The sequence below is a fragment of the Citrobacter sp. Ca225 genome (assembly GCF_030337175.1).
Taxonomy (GTDB): Bacteria; Pseudomonadota; Gammaproteobacteria; order Enterobacterales; family Enterobacteriaceae; genus Citrobacter_A; species Citrobacter_A amalonaticus.
The window spans coordinates 34,629-44,490 of record NZ_JAOWCD010000099.1; the positions used below are offsets into that span (position 1 = coordinate 34,629).

The 9,862-nt window shown below is 38.4% G+C and carries 12 protein-coding genes and 1 other RNA gene; 6 read left to right on the plus strand and 7 right to left on the minus strand.

The window, feature by feature from the left end; all coding sequences use genetic code 11:
• The first annotated feature begins 172 nt into the window (after window positions 1-172).
• Window positions 173-1,039, plus strand: coding sequence for a DUF6216 family protein (locus OGW13_RS18895; RefSeq protein ID WP_287116368.1), 867 nt, complete (start codon window positions 173-175; stop codon window positions 1,037-1,039).
• Window positions 1,040-1,115: 76 nt separating this feature from the next.
• Here the strand turns inward: OGW13_RS18895 and OGW13_RS18900 are convergent, their stop codons facing one another.
• A complete protein-coding gene (locus OGW13_RS18900; RefSeq protein WP_287116369.1) occupies window positions 1,116-1,385 on the minus strand; it encodes a hypothetical protein in 270 nt (89 codons plus the stop codon).
• 904 nt (window positions 1,386-2,289) lie between these two features.
• Here OGW13_RS18900 and OGW13_RS18905 point away from each other — a divergent pair.
• Window positions 2,290-2,853 carry a replication/maintenance protein RepL gene (locus tag OGW13_RS18905; protein WP_287116370.1) on the plus strand — a complete coding sequence of 188 codons (564 nt, stop codon included), beginning with the start codon at window positions 2,290-2,292 and terminating at the stop codon, window positions 2,851-2,853.
• 121 nt (window positions 2,854-2,974) lie between these two features.
• Here OGW13_RS18905 and OGW13_RS18910 read toward each other — a convergent pair whose 3' ends face one another.
• The gene (locus tag OGW13_RS18910) at window positions 2,975-3,655 is read right to left on the minus strand and encodes a hypothetical protein (RefSeq protein ID WP_287116371.1); all 681 of its coding nucleotides are present in this window, start codon (window positions 3,653-3,655) and stop codon (window positions 2,975-2,977) included.
• A gap of 213 nt (window positions 3,656-3,868) precedes the next feature.
• Between OGW13_RS18910 and OGW13_RS18915 the strand changes: the two genes are divergently transcribed.
• From OGW13_RS18915 to OGW13_RS18925, 3 genes are all read left to right on the plus strand, one after another.
• On the plus strand, window positions 3,869-4,354 hold the full coding sequence (locus OGW13_RS18915; protein ID WP_287116372.1) for a DUF4756 family protein: 486 nt from the start codon (window positions 3,869-3,871) through the stop codon (window positions 4,352-4,354).
• Window positions 4,355-4,607: 253 nt separating this feature from the next.
• Window positions 4,608-4,862, plus strand: a complete 255-nt coding sequence (locus OGW13_RS18920) for a hypothetical protein (protein WP_287116373.1) — start codon at window positions 4,608-4,610, stop codon at window positions 4,860-4,862.
• A gap of 2 nt (window positions 4,863-4,864) precedes the next feature.
• Entirely contained in the window at window positions 4,865-5,800 is a 936-nt protein-coding gene (locus OGW13_RS18925; protein WP_287116374.1) for an LPO_1073/Vpar_1526 family protein, read from the plus strand.
• A gap of 298 nt (window positions 5,801-6,098) precedes the next feature.
• Here the strand turns inward: OGW13_RS18925 and OGW13_RS18930 are convergent, their stop codons facing one another.
• From OGW13_RS18930 to OGW13_RS18950, 5 genes are all read right to left on the minus strand, one after another.
• Entirely contained in the window at window positions 6,099-6,395 is a 297-nt protein-coding gene (locus OGW13_RS18930) for a hypothetical protein (protein ID WP_287116375.1), read from the minus strand.
• Window positions 6,396-6,447: 52 nt separating this feature from the next.
• Window positions 6,448-6,738, minus strand: coding sequence for a hypothetical protein (locus OGW13_RS18935; protein ID WP_287116376.1), 291 nt, complete (start codon window positions 6,736-6,738; stop codon window positions 6,448-6,450).
• Window positions 6,739-6,817: 79 nt separating this feature from the next.
• Window positions 6,818-7,027 carry a helix-turn-helix transcriptional regulator gene (locus OGW13_RS18940; protein ID WP_287116377.1) on the minus strand — a complete coding sequence of 70 codons (210 nt, stop codon included), beginning with the start codon at window positions 7,025-7,027 and terminating at the stop codon, window positions 6,818-6,820.
• A gap of 195 nt (window positions 7,028-7,222) precedes the next feature.
• Window positions 7,223-8,083 (minus strand): DUF6387 family protein, encoded by an 861-nt coding sequence (locus OGW13_RS18945; protein ID WP_287116378.1) that lies wholly within the window; start codon window positions 8,081-8,083, stop codon window positions 7,223-7,225.
• A gap of 15 nt (window positions 8,084-8,098) precedes the next feature.
• Window positions 8,099-9,340 (minus strand): tyrosine-type recombinase/integrase, encoded by a 1,242-nt coding sequence (locus OGW13_RS18950; protein WP_287116379.1) that lies wholly within the window; start codon window positions 9,338-9,340, stop codon window positions 8,099-8,101.
• A 214-nt stretch (window positions 9,341-9,554) separates the two neighbouring features.
• Between OGW13_RS18950 and OGW13_RS18955 the strand changes: the two genes are divergently transcribed.
• A non-coding RNA gene (locus tag OGW13_RS18955) (RtT sRNA) lies at window positions 9,555-9,685 on the plus strand.
• Window positions 9,686-9,862: the final 177 nt, after the last annotated feature.

Here is a 9,862-nt window from a genome sequence, read left to right on the forward strand (position 1 = left end):
ATTCAATATGAGAATTTAAATATAATTTACTCCTTTTTCTTTTTACCTCTACATATCTTAGATGCATCTTGGTCTTATATTAAGAACACCCTGTAACAAACTACGAGCCTTATAGATTTTTCACTTACTTAATTTTCTTGTATAATAAATGACATTTTTCAAAAAGGAATTTATGATGAATACTTTATTTGACATCTTTACATCCTATACCTCACGACTTATTAATAATGAGTTAATATATTCTATAGCATTAATATTTATCATATTCGGAGCATTTTACTATATCAGATGGAAAGCAAAATCTGGATTTTCCATATCCAATAAATTATTTATATTTTTAATTGGCTATAGAAAGAAAAATAAAAATGATCTAATCGATGATATTATTGACATTGAAAAATTCAATTTCCATTACAATACAAATGCCACATCAAAAAGGCAAATAACACGTTTTGAAGAGTGGGTAAGGAAATATGAACTGGATTTCAGATTGATATCAAAACTTAAAAGGCATTTCGATATTGATACATTGAGAGTAAGAAAAATAAATAAACTTTACTTAACTGGTGTCTTTATATGTATATTCATTGCTCTATTCACTACATTACAAACTTTTACTATTGCAATTAAACCAGCATTGTTAGTCAAAATGAACTCTACTGGATGGTTTTGGATAAACACTGACAATGCTATTGAATTTAGCTTTTTTGATAAAGCTGCAAAACCGTGGGTAATTAACGCAAAAATGTGTTCTCCTGAAGAAGATAACTTAAACAAAACAGTGTTCAATAATAAAACATTATCCTTTGATAAAAAGGAAGTCAAAGCTATTTGCAAATCTTTTATTGACGAAAATGATATTAAATATATAAACGAAAGCATAAAGGAGCAACAAATATTTTTCTACTTGGTATCTATAACATTAATTATATCGGCATTACTATGTTTTAAATATTTAATGTCATTGACCAATACATATGATTCTAGAACCATGATTTATTTTAAGATTAAAAAATTCAGGGAAAAAAAATATAAATAATTCAGTGATATTTTTAAGAGGTTTAAATTCACTTAAGCCTCTTAGTAAAATATATAAAAGCATAATTAGCATTGTTTTATGACATCATCGCTCTTATTGTTTCCTCACTCATCTGGCTGAGTTCAGAAACCAAGCGAATATAAACATTCTTTAACCTGTCTTCGTCGCGACGACTTACAGACTCTGATAATAGGTAATGGCTATAATTATTGACACAAATATCATTACCGTTTTCAAGAGTTAATTTCACCCCGTGTTCTGTATCTTCTACTTTGTTTACAATACAGATCATAAATGGTGTTTTGTCATGGGAATGGAAGAGTGTTATCATTTTAATATTGTTCATTTTTGTTTTTCCATTTTTCATTTATTACTATTTAGTACTCTAGCGTAAGCCTTAAAATCAAATATATTTTTGCTTTATCCATATTTTTAAACTTCTTTTTGAAAAGATCTTTATCTCTGTGCTTACGCACGTCTACGCCCTGACACTGACATTTGTTCATTGACTTCGAGATTGTGGTATTTAAAAAATCTATCCGCTCATTATTAGTTCTGTTTTCACTATCAAGTTAGAATTCAGATCCTATGTTCGAACATAGCATTTTCCCTCTGACATATAGCATTTGCTCTTAAACACATAGGAAAACTATATCCTTGGTAGCAGCACTTCGTGATTGTTGCGAACAATCACTCTGCTGAACAGGGCTTGCCCCTGTTAATATTGGATTTATCCAAAAAAGATCTCGTCGTAGACGCATATAAAGTTAAAGTAAAATTAATCAAGCAGTCCCGATAGTAGCAGCGGTTCGTGATTGTAGAAAACAATCACTTCGCTGTAATAACATAGTAGGAAAAATAACACAGATAACACCACTGGTGCCATTATCAAAATGGCACCAATCAACTAAAAAGAAGAACTATTTTCAATATTACATTCTTTAAAATGTCATCCAAAGCTTCGCTATTTGAATAATGAAGAAGAAAAATGCTCTCAAGCCAGCTATAGCTTAAAACAAAGTACGCACTCTCGGGAGTTAAAGTCCCGAATCCCGGTACTTAAGTTGATAACTATTCTCAAATAAAAATAATAAAGTGTTATTTGTATATATTCTGTAGCACTACAAGTTTTATACGTAAAAATATCAAGTGTTAGTTATTTTAAAAAATTTAAACTTTAAGTATTGACTTGCACACAAAATATAGTATTTACTTAAATGTATAACTAAAAAAATAAAGGAGTAAATACCATGATAGAAAATAAGATACAAACTGAAGTAAAGAAATCAAGAAGAGGTCTCCCACGTCATACTAAAAACCCATTTCTTAATGATACAAGTCTACATACAAAAACTGGCGTCAGACGTATTACTACAGGAAAAGATCGATTAGCATTAATTAATGAGAGTACGGGAGAGCAAGTTGGTAATGGTGGTTTCTTTCAGTCTATGGAAGTAGACAAGACACAGTTCGTGAAGCTTTATGTGGATGGCGTATCAGCTATTGAAGGTTTGTCTTCCTCCGGTAAGAAAGTATTCAAGATACTTTATCTTGCTATCAGAGATAATAAAGATACAGACACGATATTGATGTCATTCGATATCGTTGATCAAGATATCGTAAAAATATCAAGAACTACTTATTTCAAAGGTATGAAAGAACTTGCTGACAAGAAATTTATTGCTGAGACCATGATACAAAACTATTATTTTATTAATCCAGACTATATGTTTAATGGTGATCGTTTAACTTTCATGAAAACTTATTACTTGAAGGACAAAAATGCAAAAACCAAAAAGAAGATAGAAGGATAGAGGCAATAAAATTAATTGCCAAGGGAAAACACCGTAGTTTCAAGAAAGATGTTTACTCAAGCAGCTCTTATATGAAAGATAGCTCCATAAAGCCAAGGCATTTTCACAAACTCCCACCCTACTATAAAAACTGTATGGGGTGATTAAAAAATGAAGCGAAATCGAATGAGAACACGTTTTTTATATACCAGTTTACAAACTCATATCTTGGAGACCTACTTTTTATCATTGCTGACATATCAATCATATTATGTGTTGATCTACGTAGTTCTGATATATAGAGGACAAAATCGACATGTTCATAATGTGGATTTTCAACAAGAAAATTAAGTTCTGTCATTATATTTTCAGATTCATAAGGCATTATCGATTCATTAAGAATAACAAGTCCACCGACTGCTCTAGGAATGTTTAAAGATTCCTTTGTTGCCCTAATCTGTCTATTAGAGGTCGCTACAAGATCTTTTATATTTCTATAAGCATAATCCATTATCTTTTTTCTGAAAGCATCTGAATCGGGGTGTTTTTGAATCAATTCCTCAATATGAACCCTACCGAACCAACTTCTTTTGAGCCATTCATCAGTTTTGGCTAGCTCATTAAGTTTTTCATTTATTAAATCAGTCCTATCATTTGTTAGTAATTTTTGCTCTAAAATAACATCTCTATTAAATAACAAATAATCCGCCATTTTCGAGTTAGTACCGTCATTTTTTTTGAAATCATCTTTAATATCGTCCAATACTATATTGTTTTTCTTAGATCTAATAAAATCGAGAAATCTTTCATCTATAGACACCATCTTTTCTCCATTAGGCTTAACTCAATATCTAAACATCAAAATGATACATCATTCAATCACTGATTGGCAATATAATTAGCGTCATGATGGATAGGAATAAACATATAAAGATTCGTTATTGAAAACTAATAAGCAAACTATCCTCGCTAATTTGACACTTCCGCTATACCTCGTAATATAAATATATCCCCTATTTTATTGACGAGGTTTTATATGAGAAAAGTAAAAACAGACAACAGTGATTTAATCGAATACGTAAATACAGTCAAAGAACTAAAAAATCATATTCCGATTGAACAATATCGAAAAGAATATCGTAGACTACGTTCTGATGATGTTCCATTAGTCAAGGCCCAGAAATTCAAATCTGCCCACACTGAACTTCGCAGACTTGAAAAAAAGAGAGAATCTCTTATTGAATGTTTTATTGACGAGTTAAATCCCATCAGCAGTTCAAAAGCTAACACATCAGCGAAATCATCAGGTAATTTTGATCTATTTAACGACCGCGTGTTATATCGTAAGGCCATTTCAGAAAAGAGTGATGAAGAAATAATTGCCTTAGCCATAAAACAGCGTACAGAAGCCGCTGTTGAGTTCCAGCGTTCAATTGAACAGAGTCTTGACCAACTATCGACCATAGCCTCAACCTTCGAACAGCAGCAGCAAAACAAATCTCGCCGCAGAATAGCACCTTAATTACATTAGCTCAGATTTGAGCTGGCACTATTACAGCACAGGGTTAAAGCCAATCTGACAGGCAACTCTGTGTCAAGAGCCGCAGCTCGAACTGGGAATGTATGTGCCACTAATAGAAAAAACTGTACATATTACGCCTAATATTAGCGAAACATTGACATGCTCTATAGTTTTTGGCTCACCACCACTTGCAAAAAAAGTAAAAGAGATTAACAATACCCCGTAGAAGACATTCATAATAGATGAGGTATAAATGGGTAAGATTATTCGGTGGATGCTTTTTTTTGTTGGGTTATTTTCCGTTGTATATTCAATACATAAATACCAACAATCCCCCCAAAATTTATTTTACATCATTGGTGCCATAGGCACTCTCTTATCTGCCTCATGTGGTTTAATTGAGCTAAAGACCAAGAAACCGAATGGTAGTATAACTGCTGGTGACAACTCAAATATTGTTGTCATTAATGGTTCAAAAAACACATCAAAAATAACAAAGAGAGGATAGCCATGTTTGATAAAGGGATTAACACAGGAGACAACTCAAACATAGTAAAAACAGAAGGGAATAACAACACAACAATAATAAATAATTTTGATGAGAAATTTATAGGTCACGTTGTGAAATCCATGCTTTATGAAAGCATGCCATCCTTCCAAGAAGAAGCCAAAAAGAAGATAATTGAGTCAACAGATGAATACATTAGAGATTTAATATCTGAGTTAGTAACTCAAAAAACAGATGCAGATACATTAAACCAAAAGCTATCAACACCTGACATTCAATATTCTCTTTTTGAATCAGCTAAATGCTTTGCAAAATGCCCGGAAAGAACAGAAAAATCAACTCTATTAAATTTAGTTGTAAAAAAGATAAATGAATTAGATGGTGATCATGAGGAGCTTTCCTCTATCGATCTAGCAATCAACGTTGCTACAAAACTTAGTGTAAAACAAATAAGGCACATAGCTTTAATATACTATGTTAAAGATATTGTAAAACTATTACAAAATAAAACTGGTGCTTATTGCGTTGTAGATCCTGCAAAAGATACAACAGAAGAAATTGGCGATGATTTTTCATTCCCAAATGATATAAAAATAAACAAACAACATGTTTATGATCTTTATATCGATCTATATAACAATAAAATAGATGTTGTATTCAAAGACCATGAGATTGACCCGGTTGATTATAGCATGCTTATAGCATTAGGGTGCATCATTCAATCCCCATTCCGTAAACCAACATTTATACAGGACATAAAGAAAAGAACAGGATTGGATTTAAACAACAGTGAACAAAAAGTAAAACTATCGACATTCACAGGAAAAATAGAAAAGGCTATAGGGATACAAAATGTAGATTATACCGTACTAACTACGGTTGGTAAACAAATAGCTAACGCCTATATATCAACAAGAATGAGATTAATTAACTTATAAATACCACCATAATCCTACATTCAAGGTGATGGTTTTATCATCCATCACCTACTCTAATCACACATACTAACCAATTGATTTATAATGATTACAAACTCTCCATTGATATATACATCGCGATGTTTGTAATGCCATTATTAGTTGTGAGAACAACAGGGAATTTCCGCTCCTCACTCATAGCAGACTGTAATATTTTATTGTGCGTGGCATGAGAAAACGGTCAACTCGCATCTGAGCTAACACACCTCAATCATCCGGTTATCAGCCCCATAAAGGGGCAGATAGACGTCAGAACACATCAACATATTGTTTCCGCCAGAACAGTGTAATGCATTTTGGCTAATGCCTGTTTTACCTCTTTAAAGTCCACCTCAGACAGTTTTTCTGCAGCGTTCTTTTTCCATGCTTTTTTCAAAAGGTGTTTTTCAGCATTTCTCATCGCAAAATCGATTAGCCTACAGATAAACTTATGATCCATTACATGCGTTATAATCATATTTGATGTCGTTTTATCCTTTGAGTTAAAAAGCTCCGCATAGATATGCAAAGACACAACATAAAAGATTTCAGTAGATTTATTTTTAAATGTATTCATTTTTATTTCCTCTTTAGTTTAATATTGGAATAGCAAAATATTTGTATGAACATCAGCGGTATACACACTTATACACAATCCAAATCTGTCGAAGATGCTGTTTTACTTTCACATAGTTAACACTCCCGGAGATCCGTTCCGCTTTTTGTTCATCTTCAGTCCCATAAAAACTGTTCTTTGTTTTACCGATGATATGTTCTATCACTTCGTTCATATCCTCCTTATTTTTCAGTAGGTGGTAGAAATGCACAGGCTGGTTCCGAAGTCGTTTATTCATATAACGGTTATACGAATCCCCTGCTTCACTGATAAACTGCTCTGTCGTATTAAGTTCTATTTTCATATATTGCCCTTTTATTGTTTAAGATAATAAGAGTCCCTGAGCGAAAAATATCTATTCGCCCGGAAACGGTATTTATATTTTATGCTGCGTTCTGGCGTGATTTCCGAATAGTAGCTTCCATCCATTCATCGATTTCGCTTTCAACAAAAGCAACCGTCCTCGGCCCTATCTTCACCTGCTCAGGAAAGCGGCCCTGCCGGATAAGTTCATACAGTTTGGTTCGACCAAAGCCCACTCGTCTTAATACTTCCGGGACGCGGATAAATCTCTTCGTTGTGTTGTTTTTCATCTTTATCTCCTGTTTTGTTTCAACAGGAGCTATGGTAGCCAGAACTGACATCGCCGGATGCAGACATCAGATAACTCTTTTCTTCGGGAAAATAGCGGGGTGCGGTTTTCGGGGAAAAATAAATTTTGTGGATTTCGCTGGGTTTGAAAAACGGGGCCAGCCTTCGTTACAGCCCCGTCGTGGAGTGGGATAAGCTCAGACTGTCTCCTCCTCGTCCATCTTCATCACATCAGCGATTTTCGTGTCCATAAGGTAGTCATTTTTGCTCAGCCATAGGTTAAACAGACGGTCAAATTCACGCGTCAGCGCCCTTTCAGCAAGCGGTCTGTCGGTATCCTTAATCTGGGCGCCTCCCCTGATCACGTTCGAGTCATCGGGATAGAGCAGTCTCGACATCTGTTCATACGAGATCCGGGCACCATTGCGTTTTTCCCACAGCATCAGATCCAGCATCGGGATAATCCTGTAGTGGATCAGCTTCTTCACCGTACTGAGCCCAAACCGGGACGTGTTAATCGCCGGTTCGGCAGTGCCATACTCTTTTCTCCACCGGGGAAGCATTCTTTTCACATGCTCCACCACTTCCTCATCAGTCAGCAAGTCGATATTCAGCCACAGATACAGCGGGTGATCGGCGTTCAGCTCATCAATATCAGTCAGCCTGCGTCTGCCATCCTCTTTCGAGACGGGTCCTGACGAGCCATCACCGCGCCGGAGTAAATCCAGTTCACTCAGCCGGGCTTCATAGCGACCAATGTCAGCGACCGTGATATGCCGGACATGAAGGCTGGCGTCAGTGAGAGGATTGATTTTCCGGGCCGTTGGTGCTTTTGTCGTGGAACTGACCAGAAGGGGATTGCCCGCCAGTATCCGGGCTTCATACTCCAGACATCGCAGGCGACGGGTATCATTCCCGTAATCGAAATCATACCGTAGCAGTGAAGCTCGCCGGTTGATTTCATCGCTCAGGTCGCCAGCCGTGATCTCCTGTAAAAGATCATAATTGCGCAGGCTGAACCAGCGTTTTACCGATACCATCACTTCACTTGCTTTCATTAGCATCCCTTCTGTTTATGCTGCCTTATCGACAGGCTCATATCCGCAATAATCGGTCCAGTCATCCATCAGCGCAACACGTTTGGGCCACAGGGTGCCACGCTGGTAGGCTGCTTCTGCTTTATCCGCCAACTGATGGGCCAGCGCATGTTCAATCACTTCCCGCTGGTAGGATGTGGTTTCCCCGGCCCATTCCCTGAACGTGGAGCGAAAACCATGCTGGGTCAAATCGCTGCGGCCCATGCGCTTTAATACCGCTGTTAATGACATATCCGACAGTTGCCCGCCGCGCGGAGCAGGGAAAACAAGATTATTGTCCTTAAACCGGGGCAGCATTTTAAGCAATGCCACCGCAGCATCAGACAGCGGAACACGATGTTCTTTACTGGCCTTCATCCTTTCTGCCGGAATAGTCCATGTTTTTGCCGCCAGATCGATTTCATCCCACACCGCACCACGAATTTCACCGGAACGGGCAACGGTCAGAACAGAAAATTCCAGTGCTCTGGCCGATATACCTGTCCGGGTGCGAAGTTCAGTCATAAACGTACCAAGTTCACCATACGGCAACGCAGCATGATGTTTTTTGTTCTGCACCTTACTTGGCATTGGCAACAGCGGCTTCAGCATCCCCTTCCACGCAGCGGGGTTATCCCCGTCAAGGTATTCTTTCGCTTTAGCGTAATCCAGAACAGTTTCAATACGACCACGCACGCGGCTGGCGGTTTCGTTTTTGGTTAACCAGATGGGTTCCAGTATCGCCAGCAGATCGGTCTTGGTAATCTCACCCACTCTTTTCTGACCAATAACCGGATAAGCATAGGTCTCCAGTGAAGAGCGCCACTGTGCGACATGCTTTTTGCTCTTCAGTTCGCGCCCCTTAATTTCCAGCACGGCTTCCGCACATTCACGGAACGTCTTCTGTTTACGGGCTGTTTTTTCCTGATGTGCTTTTTGGGCATGTTTTTCTTTGAGCGGATCAATGCCATTACGGATCTGCCTGCGCAGTTCACGCGCCTTATCACGCGCTTCTGCCAGTGAAACTTCCTGATACGGGCCAAGACCCATATTCAGTCGCCGGGGAACGGTCTTACCTGCCCTGTTTATTCGGGTGCCCATCGCAACGCAAAGGACCCATGCGCGTGAGCGCCCGGCGATCCGCAGATACAATCCGTCAACACCACCCACCGCATAGCGACCTTCCGCTTTAAGTCTGGAAACGGCTAAGGCAGACAGTTCTCTGGCTTTCTTTGGCATAATTCCCACTCTTCTGTAATGCATCCTGTACTGCATAAAATGACGGATTTACGAAAAGATAGCAATACACCAGCGAACAAAGAATAATGACAACACATTGTATATAAATAAATAATTATGATTAACGCGAATGATAATGAACGTAAATATGGCAGACCCCCTCACCGCCATCTTTCAGAAAAGAGCCGGTACTTATGTATCGGCTCTTTTCTTTTATGTTCCCCAATAGGGGGGATGAGAATCCCCGACCGGGGTTCGACAACGGGCGCAGCCCGTTGGACGGAATGGCCGCAGGCCATGACGCCCGCAGGGCGAGCGAAGCGAGTCAATCCCCCCTCACCGCCATCTTTCAGAAAAGAGCCGGTACTTATGTATCGGCTCTTTTCTTTTATGTTCCCCAATAGGGGGGATGAGAATCCCCGACCGGGGGTCGACAACGGGCACAGCCCGTTGGACGGAATGGCCGCAGGCCATGACGCCCGCAGGGCGAGCGAAGCGAGTCAATCCCCCCCTCACCGCCAT

What these genes read in the sequence shown, in the direction of transcription:
- OGW13_RS18895 (WP_287116368.1), top strand. Translation starts at nt 173, where the DNA reads ATGATGAATACTTTATTTGACATCTTTACATCCTATACCTCACGACTT.
- OGW13_RS18900 (WP_287116369.1), bottom strand. Translation starts at nt 1,385, where the DNA reads ATGAACAATATTAAAATGATAACACTCTTCCATTCCCATGACAAAACA.
- OGW13_RS18905 (WP_287116370.1), top strand. Translation starts at nt 2,290, where the DNA reads ATGATAGAAAATAAGATACAAACTGAAGTAAAGAAATCAAGAAGAGGT.
- OGW13_RS18910 (WP_287116371.1), bottom strand. Translation starts at nt 3,655, where the DNA reads ATGGTGTCTATAGATGAAAGATTTCTCGATTTTATTAGATCTAAGAAA.
- OGW13_RS18915 (WP_287116372.1), top strand. Translation starts at nt 3,869, where the DNA reads ATGAGAAAAGTAAAAACAGACAACAGTGATTTAATCGAATACGTAAAT.
- OGW13_RS18920 (WP_287116373.1), top strand. Translation starts at nt 4,608, where the DNA reads ATGGGTAAGATTATTCGGTGGATGCTTTTTTTTGTTGGGTTATTTTCC.
- OGW13_RS18925 (WP_287116374.1), top strand. Translation starts at nt 4,865, where the DNA reads ATGTTTGATAAAGGGATTAACACAGGAGACAACTCAAACATAGTAAAA.
- OGW13_RS18930 (WP_287116375.1), bottom strand. Translation starts at nt 6,395, where the DNA reads ATGAATACATTTAAAAATAAATCTACTGAAATCTTTTATGTTGTGTCT.
- OGW13_RS18935 (WP_287116376.1), bottom strand. Translation starts at nt 6,738, where the DNA reads ATGAAAATAGAACTTAATACGACAGAGCAGTTTATCAGTGAAGCAGGG.
- OGW13_RS18940 (WP_287116377.1), bottom strand. Translation starts at nt 7,027, where the DNA reads ATGAAAAACAACACAACGAAGAGATTTATCCGCGTCCCGGAAGTATTA.
- OGW13_RS18945 (WP_287116378.1), bottom strand. Translation starts at nt 8,083, where the DNA reads ATGAAAGCAAGTGAAGTGATGGTATCGGTAAAACGCTGGTTCAGCCTG.
- OGW13_RS18950 (WP_287116379.1), bottom strand. Translation starts at nt 9,340, where the DNA reads ATGCCAAAGAAAGCCAGAGAACTGTCTGCCTTAGCCGTTTCCAGACTT.